This is a genomic window from Pantoea sp. nfd-35 (assembly GCF_056892255.1).
In genome coordinates this window covers 2419949-2435026 of the sequence record NZ_CP122403.1, presented here as the reverse complement: position 1 = coordinate 2435026, position 15078 = coordinate 2419949, and the positions used below count along the sequence as shown (strand labels likewise).

The 15078-nt window shown below is 47.0% G+C and carries 12 protein-coding genes; 8 read left to right on the top strand and 4 right to left on the bottom strand.

From position 1 onward, the window contains the following. Positions 1–25: 25 nt before the first annotated feature. Positions 26–469, bottom strand: coding sequence for a DUF2569 domain-containing protein (locus tag P9J57_RS11290; protein ID WP_013025664.1), 444 nt, complete (start codon positions 467–469; stop codon positions 26–28). Between the two features lie 106 nt (positions 470–575). Beyond that, on the bottom strand, positions 576–791 hold the full coding sequence (ydgT, locus tag P9J57_RS11285) for a transcription modulator YdgT (RefSeq protein ID WP_014605919.1): 216 nt from the start codon (positions 789–791) through the stop codon (positions 576–578). A gap of 666 nt (positions 792–1457) precedes the next feature. Between ydgT and ytfQ the strand changes: the two genes are divergently transcribed. The 5 genes from ytfQ to P9J57_RS11260 all read left to right on the top strand — a co-directional run bounded on the left by ytfQ (position 1458) and on the right by P9J57_RS11260 (position 8087). Continuing rightward, a complete protein-coding gene (gene ytfQ / locus P9J57_RS11280) occupies positions 1458–2414 on the top strand; it encodes a galactofuranose ABC transporter, galactofuranose-binding protein YtfQ (protein WP_013025666.1) in 957 nt (318 codons plus the stop codon). A 54-nt stretch (positions 2415–2468) separates the two neighbouring features. Further along, complete coding sequence (locus P9J57_RS11275) at positions 2469–3989, top strand: sugar ABC transporter ATP-binding protein (RefSeq protein ID WP_022622728.1); 1521 nt, start codon at positions 2469–2471, stop codon at positions 3987–3989. Beyond that, entirely contained in the window at positions 3982–4998 is a 1017-nt protein-coding gene (gene ytfT, locus P9J57_RS11270) for a galactofuranose ABC transporter, ATP-binding protein YtfT (protein WP_483279215.1), read from the top strand. Before P9J57_RS11275 ends, ytfT begins: the two co-directional genes overlap by 8 nt. Beyond that, a complete protein-coding gene (yjfF, locus tag P9J57_RS11265; RefSeq protein WP_013025669.1) occupies positions 4995–5981 on the top strand; it encodes a galactofuranose ABC transporter, permease protein YjfF in 987 nt (328 codons plus the stop codon). The genes ytfT and yjfF overlap by 4 nt, the downstream gene beginning before the upstream one ends. A 525-nt stretch (positions 5982–6506) precedes the next feature. Continuing rightward, complete coding sequence (locus P9J57_RS11260) at positions 6507–8087, top strand: sensor domain-containing diguanylate cyclase (RefSeq protein ID WP_014605916.1); 1581 nt, start codon at positions 6507–6509, stop codon at positions 8085–8087. A gap of 85 nt (positions 8088–8172) precedes the next feature. Here the strand turns inward: P9J57_RS11260 and P9J57_RS11255 are convergent, their stop codons facing one another. Together P9J57_RS11255 and P9J57_RS11250 are read right to left on the bottom strand one after the other, a co-directional pair. Continuing rightward, positions 8173–8631 (bottom strand): hypothetical protein, encoded by a 459-nt coding sequence (locus P9J57_RS11255; protein ID WP_019105277.1) that lies wholly within the window; start codon positions 8629–8631, stop codon positions 8173–8175. Then, complete coding sequence (locus tag P9J57_RS11250; protein ID WP_063879466.1) at positions 8624–9517, bottom strand: winged helix-turn-helix domain-containing protein; 894 nt, start codon at positions 9515–9517, stop codon at positions 8624–8626. The genes P9J57_RS11255 and P9J57_RS11250 overlap by 8 nt, the downstream gene beginning before the upstream one ends. 1758 nt (positions 9518–11275) lie before the next feature. Here P9J57_RS11250 and P9J57_RS11245 point away from each other — a divergent pair. From P9J57_RS11245 to P9J57_RS11235, 3 genes are read left to right on the top strand one after another with little or no spacing between them, the layout of a single operon-like run. Further along, positions 11276–11962, top strand: a complete 687-nt coding sequence (locus tag P9J57_RS11245) for a DUF1120 domain-containing protein (protein WP_231858583.1) — start codon at positions 11276–11278, stop codon at positions 11960–11962. 55 nt (positions 11963–12017) lie between these two features. Then, positions 12018–14378 carry a fimbria/pilus outer membrane usher protein gene (locus P9J57_RS11240; RefSeq protein WP_105080205.1) on the top strand — a complete coding sequence of 787 codons (2361 nt, stop codon included), beginning with the start codon at positions 12018–12020 and terminating at the stop codon, positions 14376–14378. Beyond that, a complete protein-coding gene (locus P9J57_RS11235; RefSeq protein WP_105080206.1) occupies positions 14350–15054 on the top strand; it encodes a fimbria/pilus periplasmic chaperone in 705 nt (234 codons plus the stop codon). The genes P9J57_RS11240 and P9J57_RS11235 overlap by 29 nt, the downstream gene beginning before the upstream one ends. Positions 15055–15078: the final 24 nt, after the last annotated feature.

Here is a 15078-nt window from a genome sequence, read left to right as displayed (position 1 = left end):
TAAACTGTTGGCGATAATTTTGGCCTCACCGCTGAGTAAACGTCGCTTTTACCCGTGCTGAACGCTTGAAATAAGGCACAAAAATTGCCGCTGCCGCCAGAGACAGCAGTAACGTCTGAATCGCCCGGGCGTCAGAAACCGGCGTAAAGGCAAACGTTTTCAGGGCCAGCAGCACGGTAATCAGCAACCAGACAATATAATGGCGGGGCAGCCGGGAAGAGCGCTTAAAGAAAATCCACACAACCCACATGCTGTAAGCCCACAGCGCGGTGGCGGTGAAAAGCGAAATGGCCCAGTAGGTGGTGACGAGCGAACTGTGATTAAACAGGGTGGCGCGCCATTGTGTATCAAACAGCGGTGTCAGATACATGGCCATCACCAGCGCCGTGGTGAGCAGCGTCATCAGCAACCATGCCAGCGGCACTAAAAGCCAGCCACCAATTCGGGGTGCGGCATCCTGTGTGTTCATTGCGGTTAATCCTGTCTCAATGTCAGAAGCGGCTCAGAATAGCATGTTAAGACAGAAGGGAAACATTATGGCTAAGCGCTTTCAGACAATATTCTGAACCTCAGAATTATACCACGTAGCGCCATACCGATTTAGGTACGCAGCCCAGATCAAACAGACGACCACCGGATACCAGCTCTGCGCGACGATGATCTGCAGCCCGGTACATATTGATGATATCGGTGTTGTCAGAAAGGGAATAATTCAGATGGTCGTAGAGTTTTTCCAGACTGTCGAGGTTATTCACTTTGCGGAATTTTAAAAGATAATCGTGCGCAGTCATTTTTATCGTAACGGATGGATGGGAAAGAATGCCAAGTATAGGGAGACACCCGGCCGTGTCCAGTTCTGCCACTTAAAAAAAGCGAAAATCAGACAATCACGAGAGATTGATCGCTAAACAACCCTTTTCATCATTTTCGTGCACAGTAAACGTCGCCGCCGTTATCAGGTCAGGTGCTGTACAGGGCGCATGTTGTTTGGGTTGATCAGACCAGGTAACTTTTTATTTGTTTATATGTACGAATCGACTGCCATTAATTCCCGTTTCCCGCGTCAGATGAAGAGAACGTCAGTAAACCCTCAACAAAGGCTTATAGCGGAATCGTTTCATTCGATATACAGGGCCCTGTAGGGATGTGCTGGAAATCACAAAATGCACTTTTTGTCGCCGAATAATTGCCGTAACTCATTCTGTACGCCTCCCTGTAATCGTTTTCAACTGGCCTACACTTAAACGATTCTGTTTATTACATTTATTTATCATAAGTTGAAAAAACACACAGGCGTTTTGTCCATAACCCCTGATGAAACTCGTCCTCATGAAACGCGTAACTCCTTTAAATCGCTCGATTTTGTGAAGCGTGTCGCCCTAATTTACTTTTTTTTACGTCAGTCTTAATGGGCACTTTACCCTATACAGCAAACGCCCTTCAGAGGAATAAAAACTATGTGGAAACGTTTACTCCTGACCACGCTGGTCAGCGCCGCATTAAGTGGCTCAGTGTTAGCGGCGGAAATGACAGTGGGATTCTCACAGGTAGGTTCGGAATCCGGCTGGCGCTCGGCTGAAACCAATGTGGCAAAAAGCGAAGCCAAAAAACGCGGCATCAATCTGAAGATTGCCGATGGACAACAAAAACAAGAGAACCAAATCAAGGCCGTGCGTTCATTTATTGCGCAGGGCGTTGATGCCATCTTTATCGCACCAGTGGTTCAGACGGGCTGGGAGCCGGTATTAGAAGAAGCTAAAGACGCGAAAATCCCGGTTTACCTGCTGGATCGCGCCATTGTGGTGAAAGACAACTCGCTGTACCAGGCTGTCGTAACGGCAGATAACGTGCTGGAAGGTAAGCTTATCGGTGACTGGCTGGTGAAAACGGTAGGCGACAAGAAGTGTAACGTCGTTGAACTTCAAGGCACGGTAGGCGCCAGCGTCGCCATCGACCGCAAAAAAGGCTTTGCCGAAGCGATTAGCGGTCATCCTAATATCAAAATCATCCGTTCTCAGTCTGGCGACTTCACCCGCAGTAAAGGTAAAGAAGTCATGGAAAGCTTTATCAAAGCAGAGAATAACGGCAAAAACATTTGCATGGTTTACGCCCATAACGATGACATGGCCATCGGTGCCATTCAGGCCATCAAAGAGGCCGGCCTGAAACCGGGTAAAGACATCCTGACCGGTTCGATTGACGGTGTACCTGATATCTATAAAGCCATGCTGGCAGGCGAAGCCAACGCAAACGTGGAATTAACGCCAAACATGGCAGGCCCGGCGTTTGACGCGCTGGAAAAATTCAAAAAAGACGGCACGCTGCCGCCAAAAATTATCAGAACGCAATCAAAACTCTTTTTACCTGCTGACGCGCAGGCCGAGTTAGATAAGAAAAAGAACATGGGTTACTAAGCCGCAGGCCGCCCTTCGGGGCGGTTTTCCATGATGTAGGGCGGAGTTGACAGCATGACCACACACAACGAACAACCTCTTTTAGCCATCAGCGGCGTCAGTAAAGGCTTCCCCGGCGTCAAAGCGCTGGACGATGTGTCTTTCAGCCTGCGTAAAGGCGAGATCATGGCGCTGTTAGGTGAAAACGGCGCCGGAAAATCCACACTCATAAAAGTCCTGACCGGCGTTTACACCCGGGACAGCGGCACCGTAACGTTAAACGGCCAGGCGATTTCGCCGCACAGCACCGCCGAAGCCCAGGATATCGGTATCGGTACGGTTTATCAGGAAGTTAACCTGCTGCCCAACATGTCGGTGGCAGATAACCTGTATATCGGGCGTGAACCGCGTCGTTTTGGCATGATCGATCGTAAGCGCATGGTTCGCGATGCCGATGCCCTGATGCGTAATTACGGTTTTGCCCTTGATGTCACCCGGCCCCTTGGCCACTATTCAGTCGCCATGCAGCAGATCATTGCCATCTGCCGGGCTGTCGATCTTTCTGCGCAGGTCCTGATTCTGGATGAACCTACTGCCAGCCTGGATGCCAGCGAAGTTGAAATGCTGTTTACCCTCATGACGCAGCTGAAAAATCGCGGCATGAGCCTGATTTTCGTCACGCATTTTCTGGATCAGGTTTATCGCATCACCGACCGCATCACCGTACTGCGCAATGGTAAATTCATCGCCACGCATGACACGGCAACGCTGCCGCAGATTGATCTGGTGAAACTGATGATTGGCCGTGAGCTGATGGCGACCGCGCTGCAGCGTCAGGGCAGCACGCTACGCAGTAATCAGCCTGTCGTGTCTTTTGAAGATTACGGCAAGAAAGGCACCATCGAGCCTTTCAGCCTGCAGGTCAGGCCCGGCGAAGTGGTGGGGCTGGCCGGACTGCTGGGGTCCGGACGCACTGAAACGGCCGAAGTGTTATTTGGTATTCGTCGCGCCGATCGCGGTACGGCAAAGATCAAAGGCAAAGTTGAACACATTCGCACGCCCGCTCAGGCTTCACGCCTGGGCATGGGGTTCTGTCCGGAAGACCGCAAAACCGACGGTATCATTGGTGCGGCCTCGGTGCGGGAAAACATTATTCTGGCCCTGCAGGCGCAGCGCGGCTGGTTACGGCCGATTAAAAAACGGGAACAGCAGGCGATTGCCGAACGTTTTATTAAAAGTCTGGGTATTCGCACGCCGCATGCAGAGCAGCCCGTTGAGCTGTTATCGGGCGGCAATCAGCAAAAGGTTCTGCTGTCACGCTGGCTGGTGACAAAACCGCAGTTCCTGATCCTGGATGAACCGACGCGCGGCATTGATGTGGGCGCGCATGCGGAAATTATCCGCCTCATCGAGTCGCTGTGTGCCGATGGTCTGGCGCTGCTGGTTATCTCTTCAGAGCTGGAAGAGCTGGTCGGCTACGCCGATCGTGTATTGATCATGCGTGATCTGAAACAGGTGGCTGAAATTCCACTGGAGCAGCTTTCAGTGGCGGCAATCGTTAACGCTATTGCTGACGGAGGTACGCAGCATGCTTGAATCCCCGGTCACCGCGACCAAACCTCAACGTCGCAAGTTCAGGCTGCCGCCCGGCATGCCGCAGATTATTGCCCTGTTGCTGGTGCTGTTAGTTGACAGCCTGGTCGCGAATAACTTTTTTGCGATTCATCTTCAGGACGGACGGCTGTTTGGCAGTCCGATCGACATTATCAACCGCGCCGCGCCCGTTGCTTTACTGGCCATCGGCATGACGCTGGTCATCGCCACCCGCGGGATCGACCTGTCGGTCGGCGCCGTGATGGCGATTGCCGGCGCCACCGCCGCTACGCTGACCGTCGCCGGGCACGGTGTACCCTTTATCATTATGGTGACGCTGGCCAGCGGTCTGGCCTGCGGCATATGGAACGGCATTCTGGTGGCCTTACTCCGTATCCAGCCGTTTGTTGCCACGCTGATTTTAATGGTCGCCGGACGCGGTATTGCTCAGCTTATTACTCAGGGGCAAATCGTAACCTTTAATAATGACAGCCTTGGCTGGTTTGGGAATGGGGCGCTGTGGTTGTTACCGGTGCCGGTCTGGATCACGGTGGCGGTTGCGTTGCTGGTCTGGCTACTGGCGCGCAAAACCGCCCTGGGGCTGTTTATCGAAGCCGTGGGCATTAACCTGCGCGCCGCGCGCAATGCAGGCGTAAATGGCTGGCTGGTGGTGATGTCCACCTATGCCATCAGCGGCCTTTGCGCGGCGGTAGCCGGCCTGATTGTGGCGGCGGATATTCGTGGCGCAGATGCTAACAATGCCGGATTGTGGCTGGAACTGGATGCGATTCTCGCCGTGGTCATCGGCGGAGCATCCCTGATGGGCGGCCGGTTTAACATCGTGCTGTCATTGATAGGTGCGCTGATTATTCAGTCGATGAACACCGGTATTCTACTCTCTGGCTTTCCGCCAGAGTTGAATCAGGTGGTGAAGGCGATAGTGGTCATGTGCGTTCTGCTTCTGCAATCCCCGCGCTTTATTGCGATGTTTAAACGGAGACGTCCATCATGATTAAACGTCATCTGCCTCTAATGATCACCCTACTGGTGTTCGTCATGGGCTATCTGTTTTGCCTGAGCCAGTTTCCCGGCTTTGCTTCCACGCGGGTGATCTGTAACATTTTGACGGATAACGCCTTCCTCGGCATTATCGCTGTCGGTATGACCTTTGTGATTTTATCGGGCGGCATCGATCTTTCGGTGGGGGCCGTCATTGCGTTTTCGGGTGTATTTTTGGCAAAGGTTATCGGTGACTATCACCTCAACCCCGTCCTGGCGTTTGCCCTCATCCTGGGTATGGGAGCGATGTTTGGTGCCATGATGGGCTGGCTGATTGATGCGCTGAAAATTCCCGCATTTATTATCACCCTGGCGGGCATGTTTTTTCTGCGCGGCTGCAGTTACCTGGTCTCTGAGAATTCTATTCCGATCGATCATCCTCTTTACGCCACGCTGTCCAGCATGGCATGGAAGGTTCCGGGGGGCGGGCGGCTCAGTTTGCTGGCGTTGATCATGCTGGTGGTGGTGGCGGGCGGGATCATTCTGGCGCACCGCACTCGCTTTGGTAATCAGGTTTATGCGATTGGCGGCAGCCTGACCTCCGCGCAACTCATGGGCGTTTCAACCCGCGCCACCACCATTAAGATCTACATGCTGTCGACTACCCTGGCGACGCTGGCCGGCATTGTGTTTTCCATCTATACCTCGGCGGGCTATGCCCTGGCTGGATTGGGCGTGGAACTGGATGCGATTGCCTCTGTAGTGATTGGCGGAACCTTACTCTCGGGTGGCGTAGGCACGGTGCTGGGCACCTTGTTCGGCGTGTTAATTCAGGGGCTTATTCAAACCTGGATCAACTTTGACGGCACGCTCAGTTCCTGGTGGACCAAGATTGCTATTGGCATTTTGCTGTTTGCGTTTATCGCGTTACAGCGCCTGCTGACGGTGATGTGGGATCGTCAACGGAACGCGCCGGTGAAACGGCTGATTCAATAAGCTAAGGGCGGCGCTGATGCGCCGCTTTTTTGAGTAGCAGGTGGCGCAACCCATAATCGGTAATGGTAGGTGAGAGAGCGTGAGTTAATAAGCATTGCCTGAACAGGGATTATTCATCGTGCGGGTGCATGCGTTGTATCACATCATGCCAGCCTGCATGCTTTCTCAATCACGGATAAAGCATGTCCATTCCCTCTGCGTTATGTCGGTTTATTATTGCTAGCAGGTCATAACGCATTTGCAATGAATGCCTGTCCTGTACGTATTTGGCCTGTTTCAGAAGACGTTAACGACGGCCCGCCTCTTTTTCACGGCAGAATAAGGTTAATGATGGAGAAGAGGGTGCCAGCGGTATAACTGCGTCACCGGATTGCCAGTCTGGCAAGCGCTGGATTTACGCCTTTATCAGCGCGATGTCGCTGATTAGCGAGAGTAAGAGGGTGACGTTTAGCCGTGAAACGCTTTGTTTTTTCCAGGCAGTGCTAATATCTTTGAAATAATGATGGCAAATAACAGAGACCTGCTGTGGGAATGAATAAAACCTATAAACCCTCGTTAAAAGGGCTTCTGTGCCTGCATTCTGTTGGTTGCATAGTCATTACTGCACTCATGCTGATATTGGTGGTGGGCGTTGTTCTTAAGGTTCTGACTGAAAAAAGAATTATTGAATCTAACACCGCCTATGCCCGTAAGCTTGCTGATATGACCGACAGTACATTCAGAACGGCACAAAAAGAGCTTGCATACAGTGCCACTCAGATTAAACGTTTTGAAGACAAACAGGCACTACAGCAAGAAGCTGACAGATTAAGACTGCAATCGGATATGTTCAGTTCAGTCGTGATGCTAACGCCAGACGGTTACGTTGCGGCATCCTCTCCACCAGGTTTACTGCCTGTTGGTACGTCTTTGAATGTTGCCCCTGAACAGTTGATGGCGGTAAAAAAGGGGGCGTTCGTATCAGAACCCTTTACACCTTCCACAGGTAACTATCTCATTTTTTTGTCGAACCCGATCTATTCCTCTTCGGGGGCGTATCTGGGTTATATTGCAGGATCTATCTACCTGAAAAGAAAAAGTATTTTAAGCCGCCTCATGAGCCATCATTTTTACACTGATAAAACAACGATCAGCATTGTTTCAGATACTGGAGAAGTCATTTATTCACCTGATGAGATGCTTACAGGAAAAAACAATCCTTTGACTACCAGCCTGACGACGCGGCTGAATCAGGCCAGCAGCGGTGGATTAAAGACAACGTTAGAACAACGCGACTGCCTGTTAGGCTATTCAGACGTTATCAAAACCAACTGGCACGTATTCGTATGCGTTTCGCCTGACGTGGTCAGCACGACACTCACGCTTATCGCTAAAGATGTGTTGGTTTATGGACTGGTGATAGCATTGCTATTGGTCGGTGTGAGCATCTTTGTTTCCACGCAGATTTCCAAACCGCTCGAAAGACTCGCTGGCCTGACCCGGTCTACTACAACGAAGGATTTGCCTCCCAAAATCAAGGGTATAAAAACGTGGTATAAAGAATCTGACCGGCTGAAAAAATCTTTTTTGGCTTATTCGAACACAATTAATAAAACGTTGGCCATATTACGTGATGATGCAATAACCGATCATCTGACCAAACTGTATAACCGACGTGGATTTGAGCAACTTACCGCGCCTTACCTCTCTGCTAAAAACGAACATAGTCTTGCCTCTTTCGATATCGATTACTTTAAGCGCATTAATGATCACTATGGGCATGATATCGGTGATAAAACGTTAGTGGCCGTCGCGATGTTTTTAAAAAAAGGCTGCCGCACTAACGATATTGTTTGTCGGTTTGGTGGCGAAGAATTTGTTGTTTTCTTTCCGAATACACAAATCTCAGAGGCTGAATCTATTGCAAATCGTATCCGTGAACATATCGCATGTGCGCAATTTAGCGAAGTAGGAAAAATGACAATATCAGCTGGCGTGGAGAGTTTAGCTCACCATAACAACGATATTGAGGAAACATTGCTTTCCGTTGACCAATGGTTGTACCAGGCAAAGCATGAGGGGCGAAACAGAGTTGTTTCTGCCAGAAGTAAACTGATTTCGTCTTAAAAAAATGCACTGCACGACGTCAAGATTATCAACATTGAGATCTCAGCGTCGTGCAGTGGACAAGGGTGAAAAATCGTTAAAAAAGCTAACTACTTCTTTCACAGACGAAAAGTGGCGTAGTCTCAGAGTAAAAAAGCCAGGCTTTATCACCGTAAGGCCTGATTTTCAGCAGCAGAGGCTTCCCTTTTTCAATAAAGAAATCAGGTAACCATTTTCTTTGATCCTGAACGCTCATGGTCATTTGTGGCGAGTTGATGACCAAATCTGAGTTAAGGTGATAATAATAGCCCTGTTCTCGATAGGAGAAAGATATGGTTTTACTTAAATAACCATCGGCTTTATTTTTTTCATGAAGCGTACCAGAGAGAGCCAGTATCCCTTTGCCATTCTGGATGTTTTGAGAAATGAATAAATTTAGCGTGCTATCTTGCCACTGATAAGAAATATCCGCTTTACATGATATACGGTGTTCCCGGTTTCCACTAAATGGATACAATAAAAGAGCGATAAAGCATAGCCCTGTCAGAACCAGAATTTTATTCATCGTTGAAATTCTTAACATAATAATGAGAGAGACAGTTTGCTCGAATTGTAGCGTGCAAGGGGTGCTGGCATTGAAAGTAAGAGAGTCTGTCAGCATTTTTAAAAGATGTCATATAGATATATTGACTGTCTTTACAATTGATATCCAAATCATCTACGCGTTTTTTTAACTCAGCGCTATTGAGCCAGGCGTCTGAGTTATTAAAAATCACGCAGCCTTTATAGTCCATGCTGTGAGCGAAAACGGGCTCTGCCGATTGCGGTTCGACTTTGATAAAAATAAAAATACAGCAAAAAGAAACGAAAGTGATGGCGGTAAAAAACACATTTTTAAAAGAGAGTCGTGCTAACAACATTTCTGTTTTGGGTAACCATGGCGAGTGATCACGTTGACGAGTTGAGGGTAAAACCGTCTTATGATCTTTATCATCTTCGACATCTGCGTGCTGTAACACGGCTGGAGATGCTCCCTCGTGGGATTCTGTGTTTTCTTCTGACGAAAGAGGTTCATAATTTTTCTCACTCAAGACAGCTGCTGAAGAGGCTGTAACGGTATTTTCTTTCATCACCACGGTTTGTGGTGACAGGATAAAACCACGCCGGGGCATCGTTCGAATGATGTCTTCCTGCAGTCCGGCTTTACTCAGTGCGCGCCTGAGGCTGGATATATTCTGATAGAGGGACGTAGAGGTCGGCTCCATGCCAAAACGACGCCATGCATAGTCAAAAAACTGTTGATGAGTGACTAACTCACCGACATTTTCAATGAGCAACTCGAAGCATAGTGATGCTGAAGCACTAATGATCGCCGGATTGCCTCTGCCAGTAATTCTTTTTTTCTCGGGTTCAAAAACCAGAAAGTGATTAAGTGTAATCTTTCGGCTCAAAGTGCTCTCCATCTGTACCAAAAGAAATGGACATGAATACCCATCTATTGAAAGGAATTAATAGATAAAAATTTGTTATCTGAATCGACATCAGCATAGTGCTGAATAATTTCCAAATCAAATTAAATAAAAGAGTTTTATTTGCATGCCTTTGGCTTTTTTAATTTAAGTGGAATATAAAATACATGATTTAAGTTGTAAGTAATTGATTTTATTGTTTATAATTTTAAATTTAATTTAATAAAAAATAGTAATGTTTTTAGAGGGAACCTGAAGCAGGTTTAGGCTTCTTATGTAGCCCGCTGTCGCACGCGAAAAACAGCAGATAACGATGTTAAAACGCGCAATTAACTTCTCAAAAATTTCTCTAATAGTAATTATATACATTCTCATTTGCCCTGTCAGTCAGGCGTTCTGGTCAGCGGCAGGTGTCAGATTCATTTGAACTCTCATTGGTTTACGCGCTTGCTGCCGTTCACGGCATCATTCAAAACAGACGTTGTTGTCAGCATACGCACTCATATGAAAAACGCACATACATACGTCTTTTAATAAGCCGTCAGCGCTATCCACATCAGAGGTAGCCTCAGGTCGCGCAGACAGACATCATGCGACCACGGGGTTGGGCGAGGATAAAATCTGCAAGAAAATAATGCGCAGGGTTGTTAAACCAACCAGATTAAGCCCAGATTGCAGACTGAGCGGAACGAATACACCCTCCATTTTCAAAGAACCTCTACCTCAATGATACTCATCGTCACTGCAGCCTGAGATCACGCATCAGCCGTTGTTTAAGTAAATCACGCGAGAATTCCAGGTGGGCATCACAGAATCTTAGGTTGCTTCGTTTAACGTTAAGGTATTGCATTTCAATGGGGCGTTGATGATGTTTTTAACTGCCCTCACTTACCTGTGTCATTCTGTATTTATCCATACCTGCGACATTATGGCTTAGCAACGCATCGTAGATATCATGTAATAAATATCCCGCTGTAACAAACACCACTCTCATCGACCTGACAGAATGTCTGTCGTTTCCTGATCTCCTGACGTTAAGTATCGAAAAGTGCGCTACCCAGGCCTGAGGCCCAATGTTCTAAGAGCGTCACGGTTTGCACCGCACTTTCTTTTTCAAACAGATTGCTGATTTAACGGGAAGGTAGGATAAAACGGTAAGCTTTTCTGGTACGACTATCTGACTAAAAGATATGGCTGTGAGTCAATGTAAACCAGTAATGAACTAAAGGAATGAAAATGGTCAGGAATGAAACATCTTAAGTAATGCATTCAGGTTGAGTGACTAACGACAGCGTCAGGCTGAACGTTTGTCTATTTTAAACGTGATTAGTAGGGCAATGAAACAGCGTCAATCAGATGTGACGGCATGGCGTTGTGTGTACTGACGCTTCGACACAGAAAAAAGTATGAAAAGGTACTGGAAAGGGCAGGCTAATCCGGCAGGTGTCCATTGCAATCTTTAAAAGACGGGTTTTCACGCAGTGATAAGTAAATATTGGGAGTTGATGTGTATGTTCTTTTCTGAATTTATTTATAAATCAATCAAAAAAACATTGCTTTAAATGTGGCATAGGGTATGTGTCTATCTTATTGATTTTTAACAATAAAAAACAAAAGATTATTTTATAAAAAAAGAGATTAATTCATATGGCGATTTCAATATTTAACGTTATATTTCTCACCGCATTAAGCCTGAGCGGCTTGTGTCGATTTTTTTATACAGAGATAAGGAAGAATAACGTGTCTTTTAATAAAACAGTATTAGCGTTGAGTTTCACCACCAGTGCATTATTTTGCCATTCAGCCATGGCGGGAACCGACATTAATGTTCATGGCATCATTGCGCCGAACGCCTGTACAGCAAATGTTGTAGGCGGTGAGGCTCTTGACTGGGGGATTACTCAGCACGAAGATCTTAATCAAACCGCGGTCAATACCTTTGCAGCGAAACAAGTGACATTACAGGTAAGTTGTCCCTCAGCGCAGAAAGTGGCATTCTGGGCGACCGACCCCAATGAAAGCAGTGCTATGGTGGGTGTGAATACCAATAACAGAAGTGGGCATGCAGATAGTACGCGTATTTTTGGTTTAGGGATGGATCCGGTAACGGGAAATAAATTGGGGAATTTTACCATCAGCCCTGTTTCATCAACGGTAGACGGCGTGACCAATACGACCTCTTTCGGTTACCAGAATAGTGGTTCGCATAGTGGTACTGCGTTTGGTCGTGTGTTAAATGCCAATTGGAGTTATAAGAAAACGGAAGACTGGACACCATGGGATGAAACGACTAGTGCACCAGCCTCAGGGAAAGTTATTTCATGGGTGTTTGACATCGAACCGCAATTAAACGCCGGAAATATGATAACCAATGCACAACAGGTTGACTGGCAGGGTACTGCACAGATTAACGTACGTTATTTCTAATTTATTTTTTTGAGAGCGACAGCAGGCATCTCCCTATGAGGTGCCTGATTTTGACATGCAAAAAATATATTATGTTGTTACTGTTATTTTCTTTTTAATTTTTATAGCACCAGTGCGGAGTGAAACGCTACATTTTGATTCTAATTTGATGGCTGCGAATGGTATCACTTCTGCGCAGCTTGATAATGCACTTAATCAGCATGTAATGCCAGAGCGAGAAACGGAATCTGATATTTACATCAATGGAAAATATATTTTATCAGGAAGGGTTTTTTCGGTTAAAAATGCAGCGGTTTATTCGGAAGACATAAAATCAAAAGCAGGAATAAAAGCGTTAGCATGGTCGCCCTACAAAGCCAGAAATGGCAGTAAATATTTTTATCTGGATAAACAGATTCAGGCTAAATTTGATCGGGCTAATAATACCTTACGGTTATTAGTCCCTGTAAAATATCTGATTAATCCAGAGGGGAAGCAAAGGTTGAGTGGCGGGAACGGGGCATTTATAAATTACAATACCTATGCCTATCGCTTTTCAGGAGGAGAAACCTCCCTCAACAGTATCAATACAGATTATGAAGCCGGAATTAATATGAAAAATACGATTATTCGCTCACATGGTTACTACAGTTCCTTTAGCAACCGTAACGCACGTACGGCGGTTAACACGATACGTGATGGCTATATTGAGCGAGACTATCAAAATGTTCGCGTCCGCGCAGGACGAACAATCGTTAGCGATGGTGGGTTTGGCACTGGCTATATTGATGGTGCCATCATCTCCTCCGCCAACGGCAACGCGACGGCATTTGTGAACTTTAATTATGAAGCTGCAGAAACGCTGACTGTCGAGTTCTGGCAAAATAACTTGCTTCTCTGGAAACAAATCATTCAGAAAGGCCATGCGGAACTGCGTAATATTCCGGTAGCTGGCTTTAGTGATGACGTCAGGGTATTGGTTAAGCGAGACGGGCAGATCGTTGACTCGCGCATCATCTCACGCGCGCAAATCACCTCTGACCAGGATGGTAACGCGGGCTATTATGCTTTTACGGGACGTACCGTTAGCGGCAGCAGAAGCACGGTAAGCGGCGCCGGTTTCTCCAGAACGCTAAATTCAATCTTCGCCCCATCGGTCGCTATGGTCACTACGTCAGGCTATCGCGGGCTTACGGTCAGCAATACGGCTTTCGAAAAAGATTTTCGCTTTCGCTCCAGCCTGACAAGCGTACAAAATGAGAAAAACCAGAAGGGCCTGAGTTTGGATGTTTCAGGCAGCTATAAAAATACCAGCCTTAATTTTAGTCGTAACAGCCGGCATTTTAGCTATATTGGCCAGGCACGACTCGGGAATTACAATGCACAGCGGAGCAGCATTGGTTTAACGCAGACGCAGCAGTTTTCCTATGGCGTGACAGGAAGTATCTCGTTAACACATTATCGTTTCTACGATGCGCCTGGTTTCAATTCATTGTCAGGCAGTCTGAACTTACCTGTGGGAAAAGCTTCGTTGGGCGTAGGTGTCTCCTACATGTCATTAAGCCCCGGACAAACGCAAAAAGATAAGATCAGCCTCAATCTTTTCTTGAGCCTTCCACTAAGTTTCAACAAACACAGCGCTAACTGGCGAAGTCAGTATTACACGTACGGTAACAGAGCGCGCCTGTCGAATTCGCTCAGTGCGCCGGTATCTAAAAACTATACCGTGACTGCCAGCCAGATGCGTACGTTGGGCGCGGGTCGTTCAGAAAGCTACTCGCTGGATAATGCCGTCATTACACCTTACACCACTGCGGATGTCTCGCTCTCCCAGGGACGAGATGCCGGAGGCGTATCGCAGACCACCGCGGCATATTTATCCGGTGCTGTTGCCATAAGTAAAGAAGGCGTTATTTTCTCACCAAACCGTATTGGCAATACCTGGGCGGTGGTCGACACAGGCGTCCATCATTATCTTGATGTCGCCTCATTACAAAGTAGCGCGGTCACCAATCATGATGGAAAAGCCATAATTACGCCTGTCGCTGAAGGACGAAATGATTTTATTCGCGTTAGCCCGGAAGGTCTGCCATCAGGTGTAATCATTAAAAACAACGTCAGAGATTTTTCAGCTGTTCGCGGCTCGGTGCCGTTCTTTAAATTTGGCATAGCGGATAACCGTTCAATGCTGTTGAAATGGAGCCACAAACCTTCTGACATTCATCAGAGTGATCTTTTTTATGACGGTTCTGGAAAATTAATTGCCCGTTTCATCGACAAAGATATTCTTTTAATCGATGAAAAAGATATCGGAAAGCTGGAATCAGAAGGTATGTCGTCACCTACGCATTTAAATATGCAATGTAAACTTTCATCTCGTCGTCTGAATCAACAGGAGAGTATTAAAAATGTTATTTTCAACTGCCATGCTTCGTAACGTTTCTATGAGTGTTTTCATATTTACAGGTCTTATTCATGATGCCAGTGCCGAAATTCTTCCTTCATCATCAGCGGTGTTGATCGAGTCAGGTAAGCAGGAGTCGACTATTGATATTAAGAATAATGGCGATAAAAGTGTGCTGCTTTACAGCAAAATCCGGCGTCTACCAGACGATAATCTTGCCGGTGGCACACTGTATACTGAACCTCAGGCTATTGTAATAGGTCCGGGCGACATCCAGAGCATTCGGGTAATTTACCGAACCAATACGCCGGATGTAAAAGAGCATATCGCGCGCGTAGTATTTACAGGATTACCACCTAAGGATGAGGTCAGCGATGGAAAGGTGAAAATTCTCATTGGGCAAGATCTGCCGGTCGTAGTTAACGTCAGAAAAGATATCGAGCAAAAAGATATGTGGCAGCGCGTACAATATCAGTTAGTCCGGGGCGATCTCTGTATAAGTAATCCCAGCGCTAAAGTGTTCCGTTTATCACCTTTGGTTAATACAGATGAAGGTGGATCGAAAATCACTTTTACGAAGCCTTATGTTCTTCCGCAGGAGACGTTGTGCGCTACACCTTCTCATCCACTTTCAAAGGGTATGCATCTGAACATCACCAGCGTCAGTGACTATAATTATGAGTTAAAAACAAACAAAGTCACCCTGTAGTTTATTGCAGGCGCGCTGTTTGAG

What these genes read in the sequence shown, in the direction of transcription:
- ydgT (WP_014605919.1), bottom strand. Translation starts at nt 791, where the DNA reads ATGACTGCGCACGATTATCTTTTAAAATTCCGCAAAGTGAATAACCTC.
- yjfF (WP_013025669.1), top strand. Translation starts at nt 4,995, where the DNA reads ATGATTAAACGTCATCTGCCTCTAATGATCACCCTACTGGTGTTCGTC.
- P9J57_RS11235 (WP_105080206.1), top strand. Translation starts at nt 14,350, where the DNA reads ATGTTATTTTCAACTGCCATGCTTCGTAACGTTTCTATGAGTGTTTTC.
- P9J57_RS11275 (WP_022622728.1), top strand. Translation starts at nt 2,469, where the DNA reads ATGACCACACACAACGAACAACCTCTTTTAGCCATCAGCGGCGTCAGT.
- P9J57_RS11290 (WP_013025664.1), bottom strand. Translation starts at nt 469, where the DNA reads ATGAACACACAGGATGCCGCACCCCGAATTGGTGGCTGGCTTTTAGTG.
- P9J57_RS11255 (WP_019105277.1), bottom strand. Translation starts at nt 8,631, where the DNA reads ATGAATAAAATTCTGGTTCTGACAGGGCTATGCTTTATCGCTCTTTTA.
- P9J57_RS11240 (WP_105080205.1), top strand. Translation starts at nt 12,018, where the DNA reads ATGCAAAAAATATATTATGTTGTTACTGTTATTTTCTTTTTAATTTTT.
- ytfQ (WP_013025666.1), top strand. Translation starts at nt 1,458, where the DNA reads ATGTGGAAACGTTTACTCCTGACCACGCTGGTCAGCGCCGCATTAAGT.
- ytfT (WP_483279215.1), top strand. Translation starts at nt 3,982, where the DNA reads ATGCTTGAATCCCCGGTCACCGCGACCAAACCTCAACGTCGCAAGTTC.